Source organism: Floridaenema flaviceps BLCC-F50 (assembly GCF_041929275.2).
GTDB lineage: Bacteria > Cyanobacteriota > Cyanobacteriia > Cyanobacteriales > Aerosakkonemataceae > Floridanema > Floridanema flaviceps.
The window spans coordinates 1,055,457-1,082,257 of record NZ_JBHFNR020000001.1; the positions used below are offsets into that span (position 1 = coordinate 1,055,457).

Annotated in this window: 26 protein-coding genes; 9 read left to right on the forward strand and 17 right to left on the reverse strand. The window is 40.7% G+C overall.

Going from position 1 to position 26,801, the window contains the following annotated elements; genetic code table 11:
- Nucleotides 1-27: 27 nt before the first annotated feature.
- On the reverse strand, nt 28-1,086 hold the full coding sequence (gene argC, locus ACE1CI_RS05140; RefSeq protein ID WP_413263417.1) for an N-acetyl-gamma-glutamyl-phosphate reductase: 1,059 nt from the start codon (nt 1,084-1,086) through the stop codon (nt 28-30).
- Between the two features lie 261 nt (nt 1,087-1,347).
- Here argC and ribBA point away from each other — a divergent pair, with 261 nt between their 5' ends.
- Both ribBA and ACE1CI_RS05150 read left to right on the forward strand, forming a co-directional pair.
- Entirely contained in the window at nt 1,348-3,045 is a 1,698-nt protein-coding gene (ribBA, locus tag ACE1CI_RS05145; RefSeq protein WP_413263416.1) for a bifunctional 3,4-dihydroxy-2-butanone-4-phosphate synthase/GTP cyclohydrolase II, read from the forward strand.
- A 414-nt stretch (nt 3,046-3,459) separates the two neighbouring features.
- Nucleotides 3,460-4,782, forward strand: a complete 1,323-nt coding sequence (locus ACE1CI_RS05150; RefSeq protein ID WP_413263415.1) for a tetratricopeptide repeat protein — start codon at nt 3,460-3,462, stop codon at nt 4,780-4,782.
- 130 nt (nt 4,783-4,912) lie between these two features.
- Here ACE1CI_RS05150 and gltD read toward each other — a convergent pair whose 3' ends face one another.
- The 12 genes from gltD to ACE1CI_RS05210 form a co-directional block, all read right to left on the reverse strand.
- The gene (gltD, locus tag ACE1CI_RS05155; RefSeq protein ID WP_496615250.1) at nt 4,913-6,397 is read right to left on the reverse strand and encodes a glutamate synthase small subunit; all 1,485 of its coding nucleotides are present in this window, start codon (nt 6,395-6,397) and stop codon (nt 4,913-4,915) included.
- A gap of 51 nt (nt 6,398-6,448) precedes the next feature.
- Nucleotides 6,449-6,697: a DUF4926 domain-containing protein gene (locus tag ACE1CI_RS05160; RefSeq protein WP_413263413.1), complete on the reverse strand. Its 249-nt coding sequence runs from the start codon at nt 6,695-6,697 to the stop codon at nt 6,449-6,451.
- A complete protein-coding gene (locus ACE1CI_RS05165) occupies nt 6,687-7,028 on the reverse strand; it encodes a DUF6883 domain-containing protein (RefSeq protein WP_413263412.1) in 342 nt (113 codons plus the stop codon). The genes ACE1CI_RS05160 and ACE1CI_RS05165 overlap by 11 nt, the downstream gene beginning before the upstream one ends.
- A gap of 57 nt (nt 7,029-7,085) precedes the next feature.
- Nucleotides 7,086-7,649 (reverse strand): Uma2 family endonuclease, encoded by a 564-nt coding sequence (locus ACE1CI_RS05170; protein ID WP_413263422.1) that lies wholly within the window; start codon nt 7,647-7,649, stop codon nt 7,086-7,088.
- Between the two features lie 19 nt (nt 7,650-7,668).
- Nucleotides 7,669-7,920, reverse strand: coding sequence for a hypothetical protein (locus tag ACE1CI_RS05175; protein WP_413263411.1), 252 nt, complete (start codon nt 7,918-7,920; stop codon nt 7,669-7,671).
- 32 nt (nt 7,921-7,952) lie between these two features.
- On the reverse strand, nt 7,953-8,315 hold the full coding sequence (locus ACE1CI_RS05180) for a DUF5615 family PIN-like protein (RefSeq protein WP_413263410.1): 363 nt from the start codon (nt 8,313-8,315) through the stop codon (nt 7,953-7,955).
- A complete protein-coding gene (locus tag ACE1CI_RS05185; RefSeq protein ID WP_413263409.1) occupies nt 8,312-8,632 on the reverse strand; it encodes a DUF433 domain-containing protein in 321 nt (106 codons plus the stop codon). Before ACE1CI_RS05185 ends, ACE1CI_RS05180 begins: the two co-directional genes overlap by 4 nt.
- A 33-nt stretch (nt 8,633-8,665) precedes the next feature.
- On the reverse strand, nt 8,666-9,727 hold the full coding sequence (locus tag ACE1CI_RS05190; protein WP_496615251.1) for an AAA family ATPase: 1,062 nt from the start codon (nt 9,725-9,727) through the stop codon (nt 8,666-8,668).
- 79 nt (nt 9,728-9,806) lie between these two features.
- Nucleotides 9,807-14,405 (reverse strand): glutamate synthase large subunit, encoded by a 4,599-nt coding sequence (gene gltB, locus ACE1CI_RS05195; protein ID WP_413263421.1) that lies wholly within the window; start codon nt 14,403-14,405, stop codon nt 9,807-9,809.
- Between the two features lie 732 nt (nt 14,406-15,137).
- Entirely contained in the window at nt 15,138-15,425 is a 288-nt protein-coding gene (locus ACE1CI_RS05200; RefSeq protein WP_496615252.1) for a phosphoribosyltransferase family protein, read from the reverse strand.
- Nucleotides 15,426-15,453: 28 nt separating this feature from the next.
- On the reverse strand, nt 15,454-15,615 hold the full coding sequence (locus tag ACE1CI_RS05205; protein WP_413263406.1) for a hypothetical protein: 162 nt from the start codon (nt 15,613-15,615) through the stop codon (nt 15,454-15,456).
- A gap of 18 nt (nt 15,616-15,633) precedes the next feature.
- Nucleotides 15,634-16,854, reverse strand: coding sequence for an RNA-guided endonuclease InsQ/TnpB family protein (locus ACE1CI_RS05210; protein ID WP_413263405.1), 1,221 nt, complete (start codon nt 16,852-16,854; stop codon nt 15,634-15,636).
- Between the two features lie 220 nt (nt 16,855-17,074).
- On the opposite strand from ACE1CI_RS05210, the gene ACE1CI_RS05215 reads away from it, so the two are divergent.
- Entirely contained in the window at nt 17,075-17,527 is a 453-nt protein-coding gene (locus ACE1CI_RS05215) for a COG3650 family protein (protein WP_413263404.1), read from the forward strand.
- 18 nt (nt 17,528-17,545) lie between these two features.
- On the opposite strand, the gene ACE1CI_RS05220 is transcribed toward ACE1CI_RS05215, so the two are convergent.
- The 4 genes from ACE1CI_RS05220 to ACE1CI_RS05235 form a co-directional block, all read right to left on the reverse strand.
- Nucleotides 17,546-17,737, reverse strand: a complete 192-nt coding sequence (locus ACE1CI_RS05220) for a hypothetical protein (protein ID WP_413263403.1) — start codon at nt 17,735-17,737, stop codon at nt 17,546-17,548.
- A gap of 130 nt (nt 17,738-17,867) precedes the next feature.
- Nucleotides 17,868-18,053, reverse strand: coding sequence for a hypothetical protein (locus tag ACE1CI_RS05225; RefSeq protein WP_413263402.1), 186 nt, complete (start codon nt 18,051-18,053; stop codon nt 17,868-17,870).
- A gap of 236 nt (nt 18,054-18,289) precedes the next feature.
- Nucleotides 18,290-19,453: a spore photoproduct lyase family protein gene (locus ACE1CI_RS05230; RefSeq protein WP_413263401.1), complete on the reverse strand. Its 1,164-nt coding sequence runs from the start codon at nt 19,451-19,453 to the stop codon at nt 18,290-18,292.
- 39 nt (nt 19,454-19,492) lie between these two features.
- On the reverse strand, nt 19,493-19,873 hold the full coding sequence (locus ACE1CI_RS05235; protein WP_413263400.1) for a glyoxalase superfamily protein: 381 nt from the start codon (nt 19,871-19,873) through the stop codon (nt 19,493-19,495).
- 378 nt (nt 19,874-20,251) lie between these two features.
- Here ACE1CI_RS05235 and ACE1CI_RS05240 point away from each other — a divergent pair, with 378 nt between their 5' ends.
- The 6 genes from ACE1CI_RS05240 (at nt 20,252) to ACE1CI_RS05265 (ending at nt 26,580) form a co-directional block, all read left to right on the forward strand.
- Complete coding sequence (locus ACE1CI_RS05240) at nt 20,252-22,135, forward strand: methyl-accepting chemotaxis protein (protein WP_496615253.1); 1,884 nt, start codon at nt 20,252-20,254, stop codon at nt 22,133-22,135.
- Nucleotides 22,136-22,326: 191 nt separating this feature from the next.
- Nucleotides 22,327-22,920: a TetR/AcrR family transcriptional regulator gene (locus ACE1CI_RS05245; RefSeq protein WP_413263398.1), complete on the forward strand. Its 594-nt coding sequence runs from the start codon at nt 22,327-22,329 to the stop codon at nt 22,918-22,920.
- Nucleotides 22,917-24,206 (forward strand): ABC exporter membrane fusion protein, encoded by a 1,290-nt coding sequence (locus ACE1CI_RS05250; protein WP_413263397.1) that lies wholly within the window; start codon nt 22,917-22,919, stop codon nt 24,204-24,206. The genes ACE1CI_RS05245 and ACE1CI_RS05250 overlap by 4 nt, the downstream gene beginning before the upstream one ends.
- A gap of 61 nt (nt 24,207-24,267) precedes the next feature.
- Nucleotides 24,268-24,615: a DUF2834 domain-containing protein gene (locus ACE1CI_RS05255; RefSeq protein ID WP_413263396.1), complete on the forward strand. Its 348-nt coding sequence runs from the start codon at nt 24,268-24,270 to the stop codon at nt 24,613-24,615.
- 34 nt (nt 24,616-24,649) lie between these two features.
- Nucleotides 24,650-25,813 (forward strand): ABC transporter permease DevC, encoded by a 1,164-nt coding sequence (gene devC / locus ACE1CI_RS05260; RefSeq protein ID WP_413263395.1) that lies wholly within the window; start codon nt 24,650-24,652, stop codon nt 25,811-25,813.
- Between the two features lie 17 nt (nt 25,814-25,830).
- Nucleotides 25,831-26,580, forward strand: coding sequence for a DevA family ABC transporter ATP-binding protein (locus tag ACE1CI_RS05265; RefSeq protein WP_413263394.1), 750 nt, complete (start codon nt 25,831-25,833; stop codon nt 26,578-26,580).
- Nucleotides 26,581-26,801 lie beyond the last annotated feature (221 nt).

Genomic DNA, 26,801 nt, shown 5'->3' on the forward strand with positions numbered 1-26,801 from the left:
CCCCATCTCCCCATCTCCCCATCTCCTCTAGGGATAGAAAGATAATTGGGGTAAGCCCAAAGTTTCTTCCCAACCCATCATGAGATTTAAGCACTGAACGGCTTGTCCGGCTTGACCTTTCATTAAATTATCGATCGCAGACAGGACAATTACCCGCCCGGTGCGGGAATCGACTTCTAAACCGATATAACAAAGATTAGTGCCACAAGCCCATTTAGTTTGGGGATAAGTGCCACTGGGTAAAACTTTCACCCAAGGGGCATTGCGGTAAAAGGCATTGTAAATGGTGATTAAATCTTTGTGTTGTAACCCCGGATCGCGCATGGTGGCGTACACTGTGGCTAGGATGCCCCGCACCATTGGGATTAGGTGGGGTGTAAATTGGACTGTAACTTCGCTTCCGGCTAAATCGCTGCAAATTTGCTCAATTTCGGGTGTATGGCGGTGACGGGCAACTCCATAAGCACCTAGAGAACTATCTGCTTCAGCTAACAACATATTAACTTTTGCTTGTCTCCCACCACCGGAAGTCCCTGATTTAGCATCAATAATAGCGGTTTCTGGCAAAATTAACCCTTGTTTGAGCAGGGGTGCTAGTGCTAGGAGACTAGCTGTAGGATAGCAACCGGGACAGCCGATTAGTTGGGCAGAGGCGATGCGATCGCGATACAGTTCTGGTAAGCCATAAACTGTTTTCGAGACGATTTCTTGATCTTGGCGATCGCCACCATACCAAGATGTATAAGTACTAACATCAAAAAAGCGGTAATCTGCCGAAAGATCGAGTACTTTGCATCCTCTTGCCAATAAGGTTGGTGCCATTTGATAAGCTAAACCATTGGGCAAGGAAAGAAAAACTACCTGACAACGAGCCGCTATTTCTTCTAAGTCGATCGCTTCAATTTTCAAATCCACAAACGGACCCAAATGTGGGTATAAATCGGAAAAAGGTTTCCCAGCGCTACTTTCACCGCCAAGGTAAACTATTTCTACCCCTGGATGCTCCTTAAGGAGCCTCACTAATTGCACACCACCATAACCTGATGCGCCGACAATACCAACGGGCACACGCCCCATATTACCCATGATCCTTGACCTTTGTGCGTTTTTAGTTTAAATCAGCTATAACTTTTGCTGCATTGTAGTACTAAAACCCCTGTTTGGTAGAACCAACCGATTTTAGATTTTAGATTTTAGATTTTAGATTTTGCTCTTGGAGTCCAAAAGAACCCAAAAGAACCCAAAAGAACCCCCGATCCCAAAAGAGCCTCTGGAACTGCCTGATATTTTAAACAAAGGAACGGGGTAAAATTAAAGAGGAAAACTTTACGAAATTTTACGATATTAGTGCCAGAAACTCCTATCCAACCTTTTAATTTTGACTCTATTGACACCGCTTTAGCAGAGATTAAAGCAGGCAGAGCGGTGGTGGTAGTAGATGACGAAAACCGAGAAAATGAAGGTGATTTAATTTGTGCGGCGCAGTTTGCCACGCCCGACTTAATTAATTTTATGGCAGTGAATGCCAGAGGGTTAATTTGTTTGGCAATGACGGGAGAACGTTTGGATGAACTGGACTTGCCATTGATGGTCAGCAAAAATACTGACAATAACCAAACTGCTTTTACTGTGAGTATTGATGCTGGCTCTCATTTAGGTGTTACTACTGGGATTAGTGCCGACGATCGCGCTCGCACTATTCAAGTAGCTATTAATCCAGCTACTCAAGCCAAAGATTTACGTCGCCCCGGTCATATTTTCCCGATCCGGGCGAGAGTTGGTGGCGTACTCAAACGGGCTGGTCATACGGAAGCAGCGGTAGATTTAGCTAGATTGGGCGGACTTTATCCAGCGGGGGTAATTTGCGAAATTCAAAACCCTGATGGTTCAATGGCGAGATTGCCGGAGTTGATTGAATACTCGAAAAAGCACAATCTCAAGATTATTTCGATCGCCGATCTAATTAGTTATCGATTACAGCACGATCGCTTTATTTGTCGAGAAACGGTCACTAAATTACCCACAGAATTTGGTAATTTTCAAATTTACGCCTACCGCAATGTTTTAGACAATTCCGAGCACGTCGCCATTGTTAAAGGCGATCCCAGCCAATTCGCTGAACAAAGTGTAATGGTGCGGATGCACTCGGAATGTTTGACTGGTGATGCTTTAGGTTCACTGCGTTGTGATTGTCGAATGCAGCTACAAGCAGCTTTAAAAATGATTGAAAATGCTGGTAGCGGCGTGGTAGTTTATCTGCGTCAAGAAGGCAGAGGAATAGGTTTAATTAACAAGTTAAAAGCCTATTCTTTACAAGATTTAGGCTTAGATACTGTGGAAGCAAACGAAAGATTGGGTTTCCCTGCTGACTTGCGAAATTATGGGGTTGGGGCGCAAATTCTCAATGATTTGGGTGTGAAAAAAATTCGCTTAATTACTAATAATCCGCGCAAAATTGCCGGGTTGAAAGGTTACGGTTTAGAAATGGTGGAAAGAGTACCTTTATTAATTGAAGCGAATACTTATAATACAACCTATCTAGCTACGAAAGCGGAAAAGCTAGGTCATCTGCTCCTGCAAACCTATTTAGTAACAGTAGCAATTCAATTGCGGGGTGAGTCTTCAATTGAAGAACGTTATGAACGGTTGGAAAAATTGCGTCAGATGGTCAGCGTTCATGATTTATTGTTACAGGAAGAAGCTAGACCTGTAACGATCGCCCTTTTCGGTCAACCTTTACTAACTGTTCACTTGGGTTTCGATCAACCATTATTAGCAGCACCCGACTGGTATCAACAACCAAGTCATCCTTACCTGGAAGCGATCGCCAAAATTCTTGATAGTATAGCTTCTTGGCCTGATTTACAACGTCTAGATTTTTTGGTTTCTTCAGGTGGCGATCCCCTGACTAGTTTGCAGGTAAATCTCAATCGTCAAAGCTTCTCCCTGAGTCAGTTACCTTCCTCGATCTGTAACAATTTGGAAACCCAAAAAATCTATAGTTTTATAGCTGATACTTCTTCTGAAAGTACCTTAAATACTTGAACAGAGAAATTTATGGTTTTACCAGTTCAGGAGTTTAGCAGTGGAAAACTCCTGAATTTTTTAATATTTGTCTCAGTTTTGTTTCGGGATCAGTGTAAAGTTACCGTAAATTTGCTGAGGGAAGTCGTAAAGATTGAGTGAAGTATATCCTGTCAACCGAAATTTTTGGGAATATTCGCTGTATAAACAAGAATAAGTTAACACTGATGAAGCGAGTTGAGTAAAACTGTTGTGTGCGGAACTAATCGCCAAATCTCCAGCAGGATACTTAATGGGTAGATGGAACTTCCGGGAAAGTTACTTTGATTTAATAGCTTCAGCTTGCTAACTTGATGAATGTGATTCCCCAGGTAAGAAAGCGGAAATTACCTAAAGTGTGTTACCCAAAAATTTAGTAGATCCAGTGGTGAGGCTATGAGTTTGCAAAACATATTAAATCTAGGCATCGACAACGTGAAACAAGGGGATTATGCAGCAGCGATCGAGAAATTTAATCAGGCGATTAAGCTGGAATCCAACTACGCTGCTTATTATAATCGAGGTCAAGCTTACTATTACTTGGGAGAGTATAAAACAGCCTTAATTGATTTTAATTATGCTTTGCAACTTAAACCTGATTTTACCAATGGTTACTTAAGCAGGGGTTTGGTTTATTTTGATTTAGAAGCGCCAGAGGAAGCGATCGCAGATTTTAGCCAAGCAATCAACTTAAATCCGCAATTAACTATTGCTTATATTAGTCGCGGTTTATCTCAAGTTTACTTAGGAGAAATTGCAGCGGCAATTGCAGATTACGATCGAGCTTTAAGCATCGATCCCCAGGCATCAGAAGCTTATAATAATCGGGCAATGGCGCGTTGTTATGTGGGTGATTTCCTGGGAGCGATCGCAGATTTTGACCAAGCAATAGAACTAGATCCTTTCTTTGTAGAAGCTTATAATAATCGGGGCAATGTGCGTCTGCAATTAGGCGATCGTGCAGGTGCAATGGCAGATTTACAAAAGGCTATAAACTTGGCTCCTGATTTAGCCACACTTTACTATAATCGAGCTTTAGTTCAGCATAAAAATGGCGATCAATCGGGAGCAATTGCTGATTATAATAAATCTTTAGATATTAATTTTACTGATGCAGAAGCTTACAATAATCGCGGGAATATTTGCACTTTGCAGGGAGATTACCAAGCAGCAATTGAAAACTATACTCAAGCGATCAAAATCAATCCCCAAAAAGCAAATGCTTACTATAATCGCGGTTTAGCATATTATTATCAAGGAGATTTCCCGAAAGCAATTGCTGACTTTAACCAAGCAATTCATTGGAAACCTGACTATGCAGCAGCTTACAATAATCGGGGACTAGCTTTTCGCGTGCAAGGAAATATTCAAAAAGCGCTAGAAGATTTTAATCAAGCCTTAAAGCAAAATCCGAATTTAGCTGAAGCTTATGTTAGTCGTGGTTTAGCTCGTTCTGATTTGGGAGATAAACAAGGAGCAATTAAAGATTTTAACCAAGCTTTAGAACTTAACCCGAATGATGCGAAAACTTATAATAATCGGGGATTTGTCTATTACAGATTAGGTGATTCTCGCCAAGCAATTGAAGATTTCAACAAAGCTTTAAAACTCGATCCAACATTAAATTCAGCTTACATTAACCGGGGATTAGCTCGATTTGCGATCGGTGACAAATTAGGCGCATTAGAAGACGTGGATCAGGCATTAAGAACAGCTTAGGTAGGGGACAAGGGGACAAGGGGACAAGGGGACAAGGGGACAAGGGGACAAGGGGACAAGGGGAATTTTCTCGTTCCCAGGTTCAACCAGGGAACGAGAGAAGGGAGGTTCTACCTCCTTTGGCATCAAACTATGGCAAATCAGTACTTCCCATTAAGTAAAGGTCGCACTCACGGGCGACACCTCGACCTTCGTTAAATGCCCAAACGACGAGGTTTTGACCGCGACGACAGTCACCAGCGGCAAAAACACCGGGAATACTGGTGTTATATTTACCGTAGTCAGCTTTAACATTGCTGCGTGCGTCGCGTTCTAGACCAAGGGCATCAAGCAGCGGTTGTTCTGGCCCCAAAAAGCCCATTGCTAGCAGAACGAGTTGGGCGGGAATAACTTTTTCTGTACCAGGAATATGTTTGGGAATAAACTGACCTTTTTCGTTTTTCTCCCATTGCACCTGAACTGTGTGAACGGCTTTCACATTGCCATTTTCGTCACCTTCAAACTTGGTCGCCGTAGTAGTATAAACACGGGGATCATCACCAAATTTCGCCGCTGCTTCCTCTTGACCGTAGTCCATTTTGTAAACTTTCGGCCATTCGGGCCAAGGGTTGTCAGCTGCACGTTCTGAAGGTGGCTTAGGCAAAATTTCCACTTGAACGAGACTGTTGCAGCCGTGACGAATAGAAGTACCTACGCAGTCAGTTCCGGTATCACCACCACCGATGATTACCACATCTTTACCTTCCGCAGTGATGAAGCCGCCATTTTGACTTTTGTCTAAAATTGCCTTGGTATTGGCGGTGAGGAAGTCCATTGCGAAGTAAATGCCTTTCAACTCGCGCCCTTCAATGGGGAGATCTCTAGGTTTAGTCGCTCCTGTACAAAGTATTACCGAGTCGAATTCTTTCAGCAATTGCTCAGAGGTAATATCTTTGCCAACTTCGGTGTTGCAGACAAACTTCACGCCTTCATCTTCCAAGACTTTCAGACGGCGGAGGACAACTTGTTCTTTGTCCAATTTCATGTTAGGAATTCCGTACATAAGCAGTCCGCCTGGACGATCGGCCCTTTCAAACACAGTCACCCAATGTCCCGCTTTGTTAAGTTGAGCAGCAGCGGAAAGTCCGGCTGGGCCTGATCCCACGATCGCAACTTTTTTCCCGGTACGCTTAGTAGGTGGATCTGCGACGATCCGACCTTCATCCCAGCCTTTTTCGGCGATCGAATATTCAATATTTTTAATCGTAACTGGTGGGTTGTGAATGCCCAAAACACAAGCGCCTTCGCAGGGTGCCGGACAAACTCTTCCGGTAAACTCAGGGAAGTTATTGGTTTTGTGGAGGCGATCGAGTGCTTCGCGCCAAAGTCCGCGATAAACTAAATCATTCCATTCTGGAATCAAATTATTAATTGGACAACCGCTTGCCATTCCACTAATTACAGTTCCCGTGTGGCAAAATGGCACACCGCAGTCCATACATCTTGCGCCTTGGGTGCGGAGTTTTTCCTCTGCCATTGGCAAGTGAAACTCGTCCCAGTTGCGAATGCGATCGAGCGGTTCAACTTCCGATGCTACTTCCCGAAGAAATTCGATAAATCCTGTTGGTTTTCCCATTGTTTGTTACCTCGAAAATTACAAAAGTTTAACTGTCAAAAAGGCGATTAATTAACTGATTTTCGTCAAAGAACGTACAGTTAAAATCTCATCAGCACTTAAAGCTGCAACCGAAGATACTGGCACAGCAACTACCGCAATAGATTCACCTACGGCATTAAATACCTCCAATAAACAACCCTCCTCCCCCCCTGTGGGGTGGGGAACGAAATCAACCAAAGTCGCAATGTCACCTATTTTTAGCTGATGTTCTGGTAAATCACGAGTTAGAAAAACTTCTTGATAAAGCTCAATTTTCATAACGAGACTCCTTAAAAGGTTTGAGTGTCACAAACTGAAATTTGCCGTCACTTTTTCGCTGTAACCAAATTGTAATAACTGATAAACTTGCTCCATCAATACCGATAAGTTCTCCTGCAACACGATAGAAAATACCATACTCATTTGTTCCATCTTCTACAGCCTCATTTGACTCAATTAGTAATCGAATAGCTTCCCGCAATACTTCTGGATTTTGTTCTTTAAACCCAGCTTGGGCTAAAAATTTTGATTTATCGTTTCTTGCTTTGTATACCAACAAATAGCGAGTTAGTTTACTGTCTGGTATTTCTGCATCGGCGGGAATTTTCACATTATAACCTCTGAAAGTTGCTAATTCTCGTTTCGTTATAGTAATGCAGTTTGCTGATTACTCTCTCATTTTTAACCAGCCAAATATTTGTTCTACTGTTAAATTTAATGTAATCCCCTCTAATATAATTAATTCATCTTTTCCTTGGCGTAACTCTGGTTGTTTTTCCGGTTGGAAGATGAGAATTGAGTAATCATCTGGATCGAGTAACCATCCTAATTCACAACCATACTTTAAACAATGCAGAATATTTCCCGTCACCCGATTAGAACTTTGTTCAGGCGAGAGAATTTCAATCGTCCAGTTTGGCGGAATTAATACATCATCTAATGGTTCTCCATTTTCATCAACCTCGATGTTTTCCCAACGTAAAATTGCTATATCAGGAACAATTGAACGCCCTCCAAAAGTACAACGCAACTCAGGAAAAGCATAAGCAATTCTCGCTTCTTCAGTCACTTGATTAATGGTGTCAATCAATTTACCTTGAAGTCGCGAGTGGCGAGTTTTCGGCATTGGTTTTTGAATAATTTTACCGTCAATATATTCACTAGCGGGTTTTGTTTCGGGTAATTTAAGAAACTCTTCTAAAACGATTGTTTGGGATGAAGTTTGGATCATTTGGTTCATCGAATTTAAGCTACATAACAGATGAAGTTTTCCCAGACTGACTAGCAATGTATTCCTGAATAGTTTGATAGTCTCCTACTTGGTATGCTTTCCTAGCTTCTTCAATCTCTGCCAGAACTTGTGGTTCTTCCTCTAGTGATTCTTCTGATTCAAACACCAAATCCTCTAAAATTTCCAAAAGTTCCCGTTTTTTTTCCAAATCTAACGATGTAATAGCTTCAATCAATGATTCAAAGGGAACGTTAAATTTAACCGTTGTCATTTTTTCCTCTTTTCGGTAACTCTTTCAATTCTTCAATGCTGGACTAACAGAGGTAGGTATGCAATGCGATTAATCCAGTCTTCTGCTTCTAATCTCTCCCAAATCTCGATTAAATTAATTATTACCTGGCTAATTGGCAAACTTTGTAACACAATAATTACACCCGCACTTGTTTGTTCGACAATAAATTCAGAAAAGTATTTCGGCATGGTTCTTTGGTCATGAGAGACTAAAACTCTACCTTCATTTGCTGCAAATTTCAGAACTTCTATATCGCTTAACCCACTTAAATTGGATAAATTTGATGTTAAAAAATCAATGGTTGGCTCACGTCTCAAGACACCCGTTACAATTGCTAAATTCAGATCTGCATCTGCTTGAAAGCGAATTTTCATCCCTGGTTTTCCTGAGCGTAGAGTTTTTGATATAGTAATGAGTTACTTTCTCTAGATTGCTCTCTTAATGTTTCAAAAAGCTTTTCTCCTTCAGCTAAATAGTTATCGATGTTTGTGCGATTAGCAAGGTAAAAGGTAATTGCTCCATAAACTTCTTCTAATGTTAATACGGGAAATGATTGCACTATGCTTTCTGGTGATTGTCCTGCTAGGAAAGCATAAACAATTGAATCGAGAGAAACGCGCTTTCCAACAATAAAGTAGCAATTTTCCCGTTCTTCAATGTACTGTTTGGTTGTTATAATTGCTGCACTCATAATTTCTGTTTAATTGACAATTTTTATGTCAAATTACCTACCCTTATCAGACGTTAATTCAACAATACTGTTTGCAAGCTCAGTGAAAATTTTCAGGAAGTTGTCTCGATTTTCTCTCATGGTTTCAAGGATAACTCCTTGTTGTTCAATTTGCTTATCAGATAAGGCAAATATAGGAACATTATGCTTTTGTGATTGAGCAATTAATGAATTAAAATCTGCAATATTTGCCAAGTTGTAAGGTGTGTCAGCCGAAATACTTCTTTGAAAAGTTTCTCGATGAATTGTCATACCCTCGTGAGTTAGCGCTGGAACTAGATGAGTGTCTACTGTAGTTTTTATCCGGTCTATCCACCTTTGAAAGGAAGTTGCTGGTGCGCCACTCCGAGGGCGGTATTTCTGAGATATAATTCCTAAAAAAAGTGGAGATTTAGTTGGAATGGGATATAAAAGAGAAGAATTTCTAAATTCTTGAATAGATGAATTCCAGCGAGGCAATACAGCAGCCAATGATTTTACTGCCTGCTGGCAGAAAAAATCGGGAAAAGTTGGAACGACGAAATAATCGCTTGTCATCAACAAACATTGATTAAGCGCCCCAACGCTAGGACTCATATCAATGATTACATACTGTAAATCATGTTTGTTTGCTGTCTCACGTAATAAAGAGCCAAAGCAGCCAGGAATATTTCTTAGTGCAGGTATTGTTTTACCAGTACCTAAAGCAACCGATATTTGAGTTTCTGACTCTGATAATTTAATGTTACCTGCTAGTAAAAACAAGTTGGGATTTTGAGTACCGATAGGAGATGCTGGCTCCAAAGGACGCTGTTGACCATCTAAAACTGGTTCAACAGCCGAGTACAGATTACAGCCTGCATTTTCAGAATAGAACCTTTCAAAATCCTCAACTGCGTTGTAATCTAAAACTAAGCCTGTTAAATTACATTGCGGATCTGCGTCCACAATTAAGGTACGATATCCGAGAGTAGCAAGTGCCCATCCTAGATTGAAAGCGGTAGTTGTTTTGCTTACACCACCTTTGTGGTTGAAGAGAGAAATTAATTTAGGCATAAGTGAATTAAATGTTGACAAAAACAGCAAAATTAAGTGTTTCCCAATTTAGGCGAATAACAAAATAAGGGGCTGAAAAAGCCCCTTGTTTGACTATAGATCAGCTTCCGCCTATCCGAGAAACGTCACGGGCGTTTTCTTCAAAGGCTGCGGCTAATGCTTCGTCTCCGCTTAAGCCGGATTCAAATGCACGTTTTAAGCATTCGAGGACTCGTTTGTAGTCGCGGGGCATGACTTTGACGAATTTAGATACCATTTCATCCCAATTGTCAAGTACTTTGGCGGCTTTTTGGCTTCCGGTGTACTCGCGGTGTTTTTGGATCATTTCGTGGATGGTTTCGATATCCTCTAAGTCGAGGGGTTCGATGTCCGCCATTTGGGTGTTGCAGCGGGTGGCGAAATCGCCTGTTTCGTCGAGGATGTAGGCTACTCCTCCACTCATTCCGGCTGCAAAGTTGCGTCCGGTTTTTCCTAAGACTACGACTTTTCCGCCTGTCATGTATTCGCAAGCGTGATCTCCGACTGCTTCGACGACGGTGTTTACACCGGAGTTGCGGACGCAGAAGCGTTCGCCAGCTATACCGTTGATGTATGCTTCGCCTTTTGTTGCGCCGTAGAAGGCGACGTTTCCAATGATGATGTTTTCTTCGGGGACGAAGGTGGAGGTTTTCGGGGGATAAACGATGATTTTTCCACCGCTTAAGCCTTTTCCTAAGTAGTCGTTTGCGTCGCCTTCTAGTTCTAAGGTTACGCCTTTGGGCACGAATGCGCCGAAGCTTTGTCCTGCACTTCCTTGGAAATGTAGGTGTACTGTGTCTTCTGGAAGTCCTTCCCAGTGGCGTTTGGTGATTTCGTTTCCTAAGATTGTTCCGACGACTCGGTTGATGTTTTTGATGGGTAGGGTGGCTTTTACTTTTTCGCCTTTTTCGATCGCACCCCGACACAAATCCAGCAATACTGTTATATCAAGGGATTTGTCTAAACCGTGATCTTGAGGGATTTGGCAATAACGACCGACTTCCGGGCCGACTTCCGGTTGATATAAAATCTTAGAAAGGTCGATATTTTTGGCTTTCCAATGTTCAACGGCTTTTTTCGGTTCTAAAATATCGGTTCGTCCCACCATTTCGCTGAGGTTGCGGAAACCTAGTTCCGCCATTAGTTCCCGAACTTCGGTGGCGATGAACTTCATAAAGTTTACCGTATGTTCGGGGTCGCCTGTGAAGGCTTGGCGTAACTGTGGGTTTTGAGTTGCAATTCCAGCGGGGCAGGTGTTAAGGTGACAAACACGCATCATGATGCAACCGAGTGTGACTAAGGGTGCGGTTGCAAAACCAAATTCTTCTGCACCTAGTAAGGCTGCAACTACTACATCCCTTCCGGTTTTCATTTGTCCATCGGTTTCTACGGCGATGCGACTGCGTAAGTTGTTTAATACTAAGGTTTGGTGAGTTTCAGCGAGTCCGAGTTCCCAAGGTAAACCTGCGTGTTTGATGGAAGTTTGCGGTGATGCGCCTGTTCCTCCGTCATAACCGGAGATTAACACAACGTCGGCGTGGGCTTTGGCTACACCTGCTGCGATCGTACCAACTCCAACTTCCGAAACTAATTTTACACTAACCCGCGCTTCCCGATTCGCATTCTTTAAATCGTGAATCAGTTCGGCTAAATCTTCAATCGAGTAAATGTCATGGTGAGGCGGTGGGGAAATTAAACCTACTCCGGGGGTTGAGTGACGCACTTTCGCAATCCAAGGATACACTTTCCGTCCGGGTAATTGTCCACCTTCTCCCGGTTTCGCCCCTTGCGCCATTTTAATTTGTAATTCTCGCGCTTGGGAAAGATACAAACTGGTAACGCCAAAACGTCCTGATGCTACTTGTTTGATGGCACTATTCTTGGAGTCGCCTTGTTCGTTTGTCCAAGTGTAACGATCGGGATCTTCTCCGCCTTCTCCTGTGTTAGACTTGCCTCCAATGCGGTTCATGGCGATGGCGAGACTTTCATGGGCTTCTTTGGAAATTGAACCGTAACTCATTGCGCCTGTTTTGAAGCGTTTCATGATTGCTTCTATCGGTTCAACTTCTTCGATGGGTACTGGTTGACGTTCTTTGAATTCTAACAATCCGCGCAAGGTGAAATGTTTTTTCCCTTGTTCGTTTACCAGTTTGGCGTATTGTTTGAAGGTTTCGTAACTTCCTGTACGAACTGCTTTTTGTAAGGTGTGGATAGTTTCGGGACTAAATAAGTGCGCTTCGCCTTCTTTACGCCATTGATATTCGCCGCCAACATCGAGGGTATGTCCGTTGACTTCGCGATCGGGAAACGCATGAGAATGTCGTAAAATTGCTTCTTGAGCAATAACTTCTAAATCTGCGCCTTCAATCCGCGATGCTGTCCAGGTAAAATATTTGTCGATGACTGCTTTGTTCAATCCAATGGCTTCAAAAATTTGGGCACCGCGATAACTTTGAATGGTGGAAATCCCAATCTTGGAAGCGACTTTAATTACACCTTTGGTTGCTGATTTGATGTAATTCTTAACTGCGGTTTTGTAATCAACGTTGAGGATTAATCCTTCGTTAATCATATCTGCGATCGTCTCAAATGCAAGATATGGATTAATCGCGCCGCAACCGTAACCAATTAAAGTTGCATAATGATGCACTTCTCTCGGTTCACCTGATTCTAAAACTAATCCAACTCTGGTGCGCGTACCTTCCCGAATCAAGTGGTGATGTAAACCGGATACTGCTAAAAGTGCGGGAATGGGTGCATTATCTTTGTCGATTTCTCGATCGCTCAAAATAATTATACTCACACCATCAGCGATCGCAGCATTCGCCTTTTGGAAAATCTCTTCCATCGCACTTTCCAATCCCTTGACTCCCGCTTTGGGATCGAACAAAATTGGCAAAGTAATCGATTTAAATCCGCCTTCATTAATATATTTGAGTTTCGCCAATTCTTCATTACTCAGAATTGGAGTTTTCAACTCTATTAAATGACAGCTTTCTGGAACTGGGTTGAGTAAGTTTCTTTCTGCACCGATCGTAGTTTCTGCCGATGTGATAATCTCTTCTCTGATAGAATCGATCGGCGGATTTGTCACTTGAGCAAATAATTGCTTAAAGTAATCGTAGAGTATTTTTGGTCGATCGCTCAACACTGCCAAAGGTGTATCCGCACCCATCGCGCCAACTGCTTCCACTCCATCTCTCGCCATCGGAGTTAACAGCAACCGCAACTCTTCAAAGGTATAACCAAATGCTGTTTGACGTTGGGTTAGGTTGGGGACTGGGGATGACAGGCAGGATGCCTGTCCTACAGGATTGGGAGTTTCTAGTTTCGCCAGTTCTACCATATTATCCTTAATCCATTCGGCGTAAGGATGTTGGTTGACGATCGTATTTTTGATTTCCTCGTCGGCGATGATTCGTCCTTCTTCCATATTGACGAGGAACATTCTTCCGGGTTCTAAGCGTCCTTTCAAAGCTACCCGTTCTGGTTCAATGGGTAATACTCCAGCTTCTGATGCCATAATTACTAAGTCGTCTTTGGTGACATAGTAACGAGAAGGACGCAAACCGTTGCGATCGAGCACTGCTCCCATCATCGTACCATCGGTGAATGCGATCGAAGCCGGACCATCCCAAGGTTCCATCAAGCAAGAATGATATTTGTAAAATGCCTTTTTCTCTGGACTCATTGATTCATGCGCCGTCCAAGGTTCGGGAATCATCATCATTACCGCATGAGGTAAGGAACGTCCCGCCAAAACCATTAATTCTAAGGCGTTATCGAAAATCAGCGAGTCACTTCCATCTATATTAATAACTGGCTTGATCTTCTTAATGTCATCGCCAAACAATTCCGATTCAAACAAAGATTGTCTAGCGTGCATCCAGTTAATATTACCCCGCAATGTGTTGATTTCGCCATTGTGGGCGATGTAGCGGTAGGGGTGTGCTCTTTCCCAACTGGGGAAAGTGTTGGTACTAAAGCGAGAGTGGACTAACGCCAATGCGCTTTCCATGTCGGGATCGTGCAAATCGGGGTAATATTGTCCTACTTGCACAGGCATTAACATTCCCTTGTAGACGATCGTCCGACAAGATAAACTGCAAGGATACCACATTGGATCGATGTCAGTTGCCCGAATCTTTACATGAGTACGTTTGCGAATCACATACAATTTTCTCTCAAATGCTGCATCATCGAGATCGGCGGAACGTTGGATGAACACCTGTTGCATGGAAGGTTCGCTAGACTTTGCAGTGTTCCCCAATGAAGAGTTATCTGTGGGTACGTCGCGCCAACCAAGTACTTTTTGTCCTTCTTCAGCGACAATAGCGGTAAAAGTTTCTCGACCTTTTTGCCGAACTGCTGGGTCTGGAGAACAATATATCATCCCGACTCCATATTGTCCCGGTTCTGGCAAGGTAAATCCTTCTGCTGCTGTGACTTTCTGCAAAAACTTATGCGGTACTTGCATTAAAATCCCTGCGCCGTCTCCGGTGTTTGCTTCACAACCGCAAGCGCCTCGGTGATCTAAGTTTAAGAGAATTGTCAATCCTTGTTCTACGATTTCATGGGATTTTTTGCCTTTTTGATGGACAATGAATCCCACACCGCAAGCATCATGTTCAAATTGCGGATCGTATAAGCCTTGGTTTGCTGGTACTGTGTTACTGTTCATCATCGGATAGTATATAAAGTGCGTTGTCTGTAACAGCCGTTACAAAACGACTGAGATGTTTATAAGGCAAGACTTTGACCAGGATTTAATGATTACAGGATGAGCAGGATTTATTTAATTAATCATGAAATCTGGCAAATCTTTAAATCCTAGCGGCAATCTTGTCTATTCGCTAAATTAGGAACAAATCCAAATTTTCTAAAAGCTTTATCCAATAAGTGTTTTGTAGAAATAGGTAACACTTGATTGTCGCCTTGCCACTTTAATGATTTGTTCAGTTTATCTGTTGGGATAGACTCTTTGAGCAATATCGGCAAGGTTAGCAAACAGGGTAGCTGCAATGATATTAACCGTCGATAGTAATTTACTACTAAATTTCTGTTGTTTCATGCTGAAAGTGGGAGGCTGTTAACGATAGCTATGATGGATTTTCTAACGAGGCTGGCTATGAGGTGCCAGTTCTTAAGGAAAGTTTTAGCTAGTCTGCAAATTTTACTAGGAAATCCCTGGCTGTAAACCAATTTGTTAATCAGTTTTATAGAACTTTAAGTAATTAAATATTTGCCGCCAAGGTTCGCTACTTAACTGTAACTTATTATGCAGAAATTGGGGGCAGATGTTTTGCTTACTTGGTTGAACTATTACCTGAAGGTTGAAGACTCCAAGGATAAAAGGTTTGTCTAAAGCTGTTCCACTTGTTTTTAACTGTAGAGTTATTTCTGGCACAGTGGATTATTCTTCTAATACGTAAATGGCTGGGAGTTGGCGGTATTGTTCATTTACATCTGTACCATACCCGACAATAAAGCGATCGCCGATCGTCTTCCCCAGATAATCTATCTTAACAGAAACGCTTCGTCTAGCTGGTTTGTCAAGTAATGCACACAATTTCCAGGAAGCTGGATTTTGCGCTTTTAGCAACTGCAATGCCATTGAGGTGGAAAGTCCAGTATCGACAATATCTTCGACTAATATTACATCTTGTTTGCTTGCGATCCCGTCTGATAATCCCATAAGCATTTTTACTTCACCCGAACTGACGGTGGCATTACCATAGCTTGAGCGAGCGAAATAATTCAATATTTTTAATTGGGGTTTGCATTTGACGAATCAAGTCTGCTAAAAAGATGAACGATCCTTTCAGCATCCCAACGACAACGGGAGAACGATTAACATAGTCTTTGTCTATTTGTTGCGCCAGTTGTTTCACAATTTGACACTCCTCGCCCTATAAGTGCGAGGATTCTTGGTTCACAGACTCGCCATAACCTAACAGGATTGCTCCAATTAGACTAGAGGGCAAATCTCCCCAAGCTTTAGATCCGGTATGCCCTACCGTACTTAACGCTAATTTCAGGATATTAATTGCGGCATTGATATCTCTGTCTTCTATAAACCCACAATGCGAACAAACATGAGTTCTAGTTGATAAAGACTTCTGCACTTTCTCTCCACAATTGGCACATTTTTGACTCGTATTATAAGGAGGAACTGCGACAGTTACCTTTCCATACTTATAGCCAAAATATTCCAACCAGCGGCGAAATAAATACCATCCTGCATCACTAATTGATTTCGCTAGATGTCGATTTTTTACCAACCCTTGAACATTTAAATCTTCATAAGCCACCAAATCGTTAGATTGGATTAAACGGAGTGCCACTCTCTTGACAAACTCTTCTCGCTGCCTACTTACCTTTAAATGTTTCCGGGCATATCTATTTCTAGCTTTCTCTCCGTTCTTTGATTGAGGTTTCCCTTTCTTGAACTTCTTATACTTCTGACGGTTCAAGCGTTTTAAACTTTTCTCTCCCTTTCGATAAAACTGAGGATTAGCTTCAATGTTTCCTTGACTATCTGCCAAGAAATATTTAATTCCTAAATCTATTCCTACAGCTTTCTGACTGGGAATTAAAGGCTTAGTCCGCTCTCTGGGATCGGCTTGAATAGCAAATTGCACGTAATACCCATCGGCACGACGCACAATTCTCACTCTTTTAATTTGCTCAATCTGGTAAAAGTTCAAATCTCTGGAGCCTATTAGCTTGAAACTTCCAATACCTTTCTTGTCTATAAAATTAATGTATTTTCTGTTATCAGATAGCTTCCATCCTGAGACTTTGTATTCTACCGAGCGAGTGTTTTTCTTGAATTTAGGATATCCTTTCTTGCCCTTAACTTGGTTTTTACAATTCTCATAAAAACGGTTAACTGCCTTGAGTGTTCTTTCTACCGCAGCTTGGCAAGCGTGGGAGTTTAACTCTTCAACAAACTTAAACTCTTTTCTCAATAATGTGTTGTATCTAAACATTTCTGGCTGACCGATAGCACGATTATCCATCCAATAACGAAGTACTTTATTTCGGACAAATTGAGATGTCCTAATTGCTTCATTAATGGCGGTTATTTGTTGTGGCTTTGGGTTGACCTTAAACTCGTAGACAAACACGACTGATACTGAGTTTATGAATATCAACTATTATGATAACATGGAATTGAAAAATGGGGAATAAAATGCCGTACTTCTAGGACGGGGCTTGTATCCCATTATTTTCGGTCATTGGATTTTAGATTGTAGATTTTAGATTTTAGATTGATCCCAGAGTTGAATCTGTGGGTATGGGCTAAAATCTGCGATCGTCATGCTTGTAAATTGGGAGTTGGTAATTATGAAATCTCTATACTTTTATACTGCTTTATTGGCATTATCTGTTAGTTGCTTGGGAAGTGAGTCTGCGTTAGCCGATCGCCAAGGGAATCCCAGCTATAGTAATAACATATCAGGAGAAAACGTCTTAATTTCGCAAACTCCGGCTAAAGTGGAAACCTTTACCGCCATTGGTACAGAACCTTTTTGGAATATAACTATTAATCGCAATGGCATAGTTTATTCATCACCAGACGCAAGTAAACGAACTTACCCTTATGTTGCACCAATAGCAGCGCAAGCTCGTCCTGCTGATTTAGTTCGAGTATACCGACTCAACGGACAACCAAACGGAACATTAATAATAAAAAAAGCTAATTCCTGTAGTGATGGAATGTCAGATAAAGCCTATCCCTACGAAGCTATTTTGATTTTAGGTAATCAGGTACTCGAAGGTTGCGCCCAAAGAAAATAGCTAAATAAAAATTTTCCTTTAAGCTTCTTCCATTGCTTCTTCTGACTTTTCGGCTACTCTGGGGTTGAGAGGAGAACTTTGTCTGAGTTCTTCCTCTTCTTCCTCGGTTCTGTAACCGGATTCTGGTTGATAATATTGAGGAGTTTGATCCATTTCTGGGTTAGAGTCAGTAGGTGATTGGCTGGAAGGTTGGTTTTGTTCGGTAGTCATAATTTTGCCCTTTGGTGAATAGCGATCCTGGCTAACGCACTGGCTAGCGCGATCGCTTTCATATTAGAAAACTCCAGCTTTTTCAACCTCTGACTAAAGAGAGGTTATCTGAAAGTTAACCACTATTTAACTAATCTTCCATCCAAAATTCGTGATAGATGCGATATTGAGAACTGCTGAAAAATCCTGTGCTTAAGCAGGTTTCTAGAACTTGGGGGTTGATTGTAGCATTCAATACTTTCAGGCAGTTTAAGAGAGTATCACGGTAGCGGCGATCGCCTTGAACTACAATCCAGTTATCTTCTAAGTTAAACATAGCTTTATTCCTAGCTCTAGTTTTATATTTCCCACTTTCATGGTTAATATCACCATCAGCACAAACAAATTTTTCTCTCCAAATGCTAATGTGTCCAGAACGCTACACAAACGCCTCTACAACGAGAAAAATACTTAACTAAGCAGTATTGAATATTACGCTAAACAGATCCCTAAACAGATCCCCGACTTCACAGAAGAAGTCGGGGATCTCGCTTGGATCTCGCTTGGGGGGAGTTAAGTCCAATAGAGAATCTTAGCTTTGGGAAAGCGTTGAGTAATTTCCCGTGCAAAGAAGCTTCGCAGTGACTTCATTGTGTCAGCATCATAAACATATTTAATGCCGCCAAACTTATTTCGTTTCATGCTGCGAGTAGATTCATCCATGTCTAATTTGCTGTGCGGATACCACTGGGTTAACACATCTTTAGAACCGGGAGTGAAGCGGTGAGTAATTAACTCAAAGGTTAAGTCACAGTCAAAATCTAAAGTGCTGCTAATTTCATCTAATAGCTGAGTGTAATGTAACTCCCAATTTTCAATTGCCATAATCGGCGCAATCACTAACCCTACGGGATATTCGCCACCTCCTTGAGTGCGAGGTAAAGCTAATTTTCTTAGTGCTTGCAGTCGGGAATTAACATTAGCAGTACCGCCTTCAAACCGACCGGAAATAGGTGTGGCATTCACACTAACTCGGCAACGAGTGTTACCGTTGTGAGGTAAAGAAAGTAGTTCGTTAACGTTATCAAATTTGGAAACCCAGCGTAATTGAGCGTTTTTGCGAGTGCCAAAATAACGAATAGATTGAGCTAAGCTACCTGTGAGATGTTCAATGCCTAAAGGATCGGTGTAGCAACTGACTTCAAATGTGGTTAAATCGGATTTTTCGTAGTTAGCTAAGTTGTCTAAAATTTGCGGCAAATTGGCAAATACTCTAATTACAGGTGGCCCTTGTAAACTACCAGCTAAATAACAGTATTGGCAATGAGCAGGACATCCTTCTGCTATGTGAAATTGCCAGTCAGCAGAGGGGGGAATGGGACTAAGTTTAAAACTGCTCTTAGGTGCGGTAACAACTGCTAAAGTGCGTTTAGAAATGTCGTAAGTTTCGCGCTCAGTTTCTCCCCGCAATCGAGTGAGGCGATTTCGCGGAAGTTCTTCTATTGGCAGGTTGAGCGATCGCACTTTCTCCAGAATTTTTTGTCCCCAAGGTTCATCTAAAGCAGCAGGAGTAAATAATACTTGGTCAGGAAACCATAACCGCGACTTTTGCGTAGCTGAGTCTGAAGAAATAGCAGGTGTAGTTAATACCAAGTCAGTTCTCCATATTTCATCTACTTTTATTGTGCCAAGGAAACCACTACTCGCCAAGGCAAATTTACACCGGATTTCCCCCATTATTTAGTCGTAATTATCTGATGACAGCACGATTAGTGATTACTGCGGAAATTCGTAAAAAGTTAAACAAACTCCTGCTAAATCTATGACGCTAAATTCTTTTGGCCCCCAAGGTTTTGTTTCTAGTTTACCGTTGGGATGAACGATCTCGTCGCCTTTGCTTTCTAATTCTTGATAAAGTTGTTCAATGCCTGTTACTTGCAGACGTAGGGATATTTCTTTGGCTAAATCATGATAATCGCTTTTGACTAAAAAAATCTCTGCGTTGTCACGTTTGACGATCGCCATTCTGATGGGATCGCCTTCCCGAAAAATGGTGGTAAATCCCAGTTTTTGTTCATAAAACTCAATGGCTTTTTCTAAGTCATCGCCTGCGGGAATCAGTGGGCTAATACTGCCGATTTGAGGAGGGTTGTTCATGGCTGCTATAATTGCTGAGTGTTACTTAAGTTAATTATATTGATAACCGGAGTCTAGAATTGAGAGCCAGAGGAAAATTCTTAACATTTGATTAATTAATTAGGCGATCGCTACTAAGCTTTTTCCTGGGATAATTAAATTATAGCAGCCTAATCTATAGAGAAAATTGCATGAATTTAAACTCAAGTTTTTAATTGTTATTTGGGTAATCTAATAGATACATAGTGATAGTAAAGCTGTAATAAGCAATAAAAAGATTTGATGGTAACTGAGATTGTTAAATTCGATCAATTTAAGTTATAAAAGTTGACTTAATTCAATATAAGTTTTCAGAAAGTTTACAGCATTTACATAACTTACAAATAGAGGTTTGTACAAATGGGTACGGCATTTTTTAACAAATTTCAAAACAAGCTGAGTGTTTTGTTAGCGATCGGACTAGTTGTTCCTACTGTAATTGTTAGTGTTTACAGTATTAATTCTTCAAGTCGAGAATTGACATCTTTAGTTTCCGGGCAGATGAAATTGGCTGGAGAAAACAGCGAAAAGTCAATTAATCAATTAATAGATATTAGCAAAGCTGATGTACTTTATCTGAGTCAAACGCCACCAATTCAAGGGATTGTCAGAGCCAAAGACAATCAGGGAATTGATCCTCAAGATAAGTCTACCTATTCAGAATGGGTAAAACGACTCAATATTATCTTTGTTTCTTTTCTAGAAGCTAGACCTTATTATTATCAAATAAAATATTTAGATCAAAACGGCAATGAATTAGTCAGAGTCAATTCTCAGGTTGGTTCAGTAGAAGTTGTTCAAGGTTCTCAACTGCAAAACAGATTGAACACAGAATACTTTAAAGAGGCTATTAATCTACGGCGCGGAGAAGTTTACGTTTCTACTATTAATTTGAATCGAGAAAATGGAAAAATTGAAACTCCCTATATCCCAGTTATGAGATTTGCCACTCCTATCTATAATGCTCAAGGGCAAAAGAGAGGTCTTGTAGTTGCTAATCTTTTAGCCAATTATTTATTCAAAACTGGTGAAAATGATTATTTAAAAAATAATTTTCAACAGCAATTTTTTGTAGTAAACCGAGATGGATATTATTTGTATAATCCAGATGAAAGTAAAAATTGGGGATTTGAACTAAATAAAAATACAAATCTGAAACGAGACTATCCTACTGAAGTAGTTAACGAGATTTTATCTGGGCAAAGTAGCTTAACTGATAAAACAACAAACTCTTTAATTAATTATCAGACATTTGTACCCGATCGCCAAAACAAAGATAGTGCTTTTGTGTTGATTTACGAAACTCCTAAAAAAGCTGTTTACTCTTCAATTGACAGTTTTAAGTTTTTTGCTTTCATTGTATCAGTCTTATCGCTCTTAATTGGTTTATTCGTGGGAGTTTTAATTCTGCGTGGCTTAGTTAAATCGATTCAAGAAATTGTCGGAACTGTGTCTTCTTTTTCGACTGAACTTTCATCTACGGTGGTGCAACAAGAAAGAATGGCGAGTCAACAATCATCTTCCGTGCAACAAACAACAGCAACTATGGATGAATTGAGTGTTTCCTCTCGTCAATCAGCAGAACAAGCGGAATCAGCTGCTTTAGGTGCTCAGGAAAGTTTACAACGAGTCGCTCAAGGAACTGATGCAGTTCAACGAGTTTTAGAAGAAATGAATAATCTTAAACAAAGGGTTGAGGAAATTGCGGAAAATGCTGTTCATCTGGGACAACAAACTAATCAAATTGGCAAGGTTTCAGATGCGGTAATTTCTTTAGCAAATCAGACTAATATGTTAGCTTTAAATGCTGCGATCGAAGCGGTAAGAGCCGGAGAACATGGTAAAGGTTTCTCAGTTGTTGCTTCTGAAATTCGCAAATTAGCAGATGAAAGTGGCAAGTCTGCTCAACAAATTACCACTTTGGTTAAGGAAATTCAAACAGCAATTCATTTGATGGTTGGGGTAGCTGAAGCTGGTACGAGAAATGTGGATTTAGGTGTGCAAATTTCGCATGATATGGCGAAAATTTTTGCCGATATTGCTCAATCAGTGGAAAAGATTGTGGAAAATAGTCAGGCGATCGCACTAACTTACAAGCAACAAGCGATCGCTACCCAGCAAGTCACAGAAGCAATGAGTCACCTCAGCCAAGGTGCAAACGAAACAGCAAACGGTATTTCTCAAACAAAACAAGGTACGCAACAACTCAATCAAGTTGTTTTGAAATTAAGCGAAACAATTTAAACCTCTATTGACACTCTCACTGTCGTAGGGGTAATTCATGAATTACCCCTACGACTCTTGCGTTTAGTTTTGTAAACGGATATAATAACGGATGTTCGATATAAATCACTGCTTCCCCTATCTTGTTAGTTATCTGATGTTGATTCATGCTGTATAACTAACAAGCAAAGGGTTTTTATTTGTTGTGTGTTATGCCAAAAATTGTCGATCGCGAAGAATATCGTAGAGAACTGTTAGATAAGTGTTTTGATTTGTTTGCTCAAAAGGGCTATGGATCGATTACAATGCGACAAATTGCCGAAGGTTTAGGAGTTTCAACGGGTACTTTGTATCATTACTTTCCGAGTAAAAAAGCTTTGTATGAGCAGTTAGTAGAAGAAATTCACAAACAGGATTTATTGAAGGTAGCGGCTGAATTAGAAGGAACTCAAACGCTGCAAGAGCGCATAGAAGCTTGCGGGAGATTCCTGAAGAAGAATGAAGATTATTTTATCAAACAAACGTTGATTATGATTGATTTCTGTCAAAGTAATGACGCTCAAGAAATCAAAGGTAATGCTGTATTTAAAAGAACTATTGACGGTACTTTGCAAGCAATTTGTGATTTTTTCTCTTTTGAAGATCGGGCGTTAGCTGCCTTTATAATGGCGCATATTGATGGATTATTACTCCAGAGAATTTGGGTAAAGGAAGAGGTTTCAATTAGCGAACAGTTTGAGATTTTAGGACAGATGATCGCCATGTATTTAGAAAATAAAAAGTTACTTAATGAGTCAAAACCATGAATATAAACTTGCCATCTAAACCGACAAATCAATGGTTAATTGGATTAATAGCTGCTGCTACTGCGACCACAGGGGGAATTATTTATTATGCAATTTCCGAGTCTGGTTTTATCAGCCAAACTACTCCTACTCCCAGTGTGGTGACGACACCAGTGGTGAGGAAGGTAACAGCTTTAGGAAGATTAGAACCAGAAGCGGAAATAATTAAATTGTCTGCTCCTTTATCGTTGGATGGCGATCGCATTGGCGAGTTATTGGTTAAAGAAGGCGATCGCGTTCAAGCCGGACAAATAATTGCAATTCTCGACTCAAAAGAGCGTTTACAAACAGCTTTACAACAAGCGCAAGAACAAGTAAAAGTTGCTCAAGCGAAATTAGCGCAAGTAAAGGCTGGTGCGAAAAGTGGGGAAATTCAAGCACAACAAGCAAGTGTTGAACGTTTACAAGCACAATTAGAAGGAGATAAAGCAGCGCAATTACAAGCGATCGCACGCATAGAAGCGCAATGGTCAGGAGAAAAATTAGCTCAAACAGCTACTATTAGAAAACTTGAAGCAGAACTCAATAATGCGGAAGCAGAATTGCGCCGTTATCAACAGTTATTTGCTCAAGGTGCGATTTCTAATTCTTTGTTTGATAGCAAGCGTTTAAGCGTAGAAACTACTCGCCAACAATTGAACGAAGCTAGTGCGAATTTAGAGAGAATTAACACTACTAATAGTAAGCAATTGCGGGAAGCAAAAGTAATTCTCGATCGGATTAACGCCACTGGTAGTAAACAAATTCGAGAAGCGCAAGCTACACTGACACGAATTGCGGAAGTGCGTCCAGTGGATGTGCAAGCAGCACAAAGCGAAGTTGATAATGCGATCGCCGCTGTTAAACGAGCCCAAACTGATTTAAACTTGGCTTATATTCGCGCTCCCATTACGGGTGTAATTTTAAAAGTTAATAATCGACCCGGAGAAAAAATATCCAGTTCAGGAATTGTGGAATTAGCACAAACCGATCAAATGATGGCGATCGCAGAAGTCTATCAAAGCGATATTGGTAAAGTTAAAATCGGACAAAAAGCCACTGTAAATAGCCAAAGTTTTTCCGGTGATTTAACCGGATTTGTAGAGCGAATTGGTTTACAGGTTGAGCGACAAAATGTATTTAGCAATCAACCCGGAGAAAATTTAGACCGCCGAGTAGTCGAAGTGAAAATTCGCCTAACTCCTGAAGACAGTCAGCGAGTTTCAGGATTGACAAATTTACAAGTTCAAACAGCAATTGAACAGTAAATTACTGTTGGATTTTTTTATAACGGATGACCAATATAAAATTTTTGGGAGTTAAAAACCAATGCTGCAAGTAATATATCTGACCTTTTGTATTCTAGGTACAATCCTCCCTTACAGCCAATTCATCCCCTTTTTAATGGAGCATGGATTTGACTTTCAACTATTTTTCGATCAACTATTTAGCAATCGAATTTCCAGCTTTTTTGCAATTGATTTAATAGTTACCTCTGTAATCCTCTGGATATTCGTATTTGTTGAAGGTAGAAGACTAGAAATGAAAAACCTGTGGGTTTACATAATTAGCAACCTATTAGTTGGAGTCTCCTTAGCCTTACCATTATTCCTCTTAATGCGAGAAAGAAAACAACAACAAAAAACTGAAACTATCAACTTGATTCCCAATCACTAGTCCCTAGTCCCCAGTCCCCAATCCCCAAAAATCTATGTTTCTCAAATTATTTCGCAAAACACCCTTAGCATGGCGACAGTTAATGAAAGAAAAAGTCCGTTTAGCTGTTGCAGTTGCAGGTATTGGTTTTGCCGATATGTTGATATTTATTCAGATGGGATTTGAAGGAGCATTATTTAATGCAGCAGTAAAACCCCATCGCAATCTCCAAGCAGATTTAGTACTCATTAATCCCCAATTCCAAACCCTGTTTTCTGTGAAGAGTTTTTCCAGAGAAAGACTCTATCAAACATTAGGTTATGATGGGGTAAAATCTGTCAGTTACGTTTACATTTCTACTGGACAATGGCGCAATCCTGAGACTCGCTTAGATCGGGCAATTTTAGTTTGGGGAATCGATCCTGCATCTCCAGCATTTAAGTTTCCCGAAGTGCTGGAAAATCTTGATAGTTTGAAGCAATTAAATAATGTGTTGTTCGATCGTGCAGGTCGCCCCGAATACGGAGTTGTAGAAACTTTTGATAAAACCGGGAATTTCAGCACAGAATTAAATGGTAAAGCGATTCAAGTAACTAATTTATTTACCAATGGTGCATCTTTTGCGGCTGATGGAAATGTAATTGCTAGTGATTCCACATTTTTGACATTATTTCCCGATCGCAAACCAGAAAACATCGAAGTTGGGCTAATTCATCTTAAACCAGATGCGAATTTAGCCCAAGTGCGATCCCAATTAAAAGCAGGTTTACCCAAAGATGTTTCAGTGCTTACCCCTGAAGAATTTGCCCAAATTGAGCAAACTTACTGGGCAAATGGTACAGGAATTGGGTTTATTTTCGGGCTGGGTGTAGGCGTAGGATTTATTGTGGGAATCGTCATTGTTTACCAAATTCTTTACTCGGATGTATCCGATCATTTACCCGAATATGCCACTTTAAAAGCAATGGGATACACCGATAATTATTTATTAATAGTGCTAATCCAAGAGTCATTAATTTTGGCTGTTTTGGGATTCTTACCTGGGTTTTTCCTCTCATTTGGTCTGTATCAACTTGCTTATGCTGCCACACTTTTACCGATTGAGATGACAATTAATCGTGCTGGCACTGTTTTTTTGATGACAGTTGTTATGTGTGTTGGTTCGGGTGCGATCGCCATGCGAAAACTCCGTTCTGCTGACCCTGCTGATGTGTTTTAAATTTGAAAAAATTAACCATGCAAAACTTGACTCTTGCCAATCAATCAGTGAAAGATATTACTACAAAACCTGTTATTTCTGTAAACAAACTTAACCATTACTTTGGTAAAGGTTCCCTACGGAAACAAGCATTATTTGATATTAACTTACAAATTAATGCTGGAGAAATTGTCATTTTAACAGGGCCATCAGGCTCAGGAAAAACTACGCTATTAACTCTTTTAGGCGGGTTACGTTCTGCTGATGAAGGAAGTTTGAAAATTTTAGGTCAAGAGATGTGTGGCGCGAGTAAAAACCAATTAACCAAAGTGCGTCGCCAGATAGGGTATATTTTCCAAGCTCATAATTTGATGAAATTTTTGACAGTAAAAGAAAACGTGCGAATGTCTTTAGAATTGCATGATGAAATGTTGAAACAAGACATGGATGCAATTGTAAGCGCCATATTAGAAAAAGTAGGTTTAGGAGAAAGAATTAACTATTATCCAGAAAATTTATCAGGGGGACAAAAGCAAAGAGTGGCGATCGCCAGAGCATTAGTAAGTCATCCCAAAATAGTTTTAGCCGACGAACCTACCGCCGCCCTTGATAAAAAATCCGGGCGCGATGTGGTGGAATTAATGTATAAATTAGCCAAAGAACAAGGGATAACAATTTTATTAGTTACCCACGATAATCGGATTTTAGATATTGCCGATCGTATCCTTTACATGGAAGATGGTTGTTTAGTTAGCGACGGCATCGATGTAAATGCAAAAATGCACTAATCTATTTGTAGGGTGCGTTAGTGCTAACGTAACGCACCATTCTAATCTATTTGTAGGGTGCGTTAGTGCTAACGTAACGCACCATTCCACTAATCTATTTTAGGACTTACTAAATATGGTGCAATGGTGCGTTACACGCTTCGTTAACGCACCCTACGGATAGAGGTTTTGCATAAGCCCTGTATTTCTAGTTAGTGCTAACGTAACGCACCATTCCACTA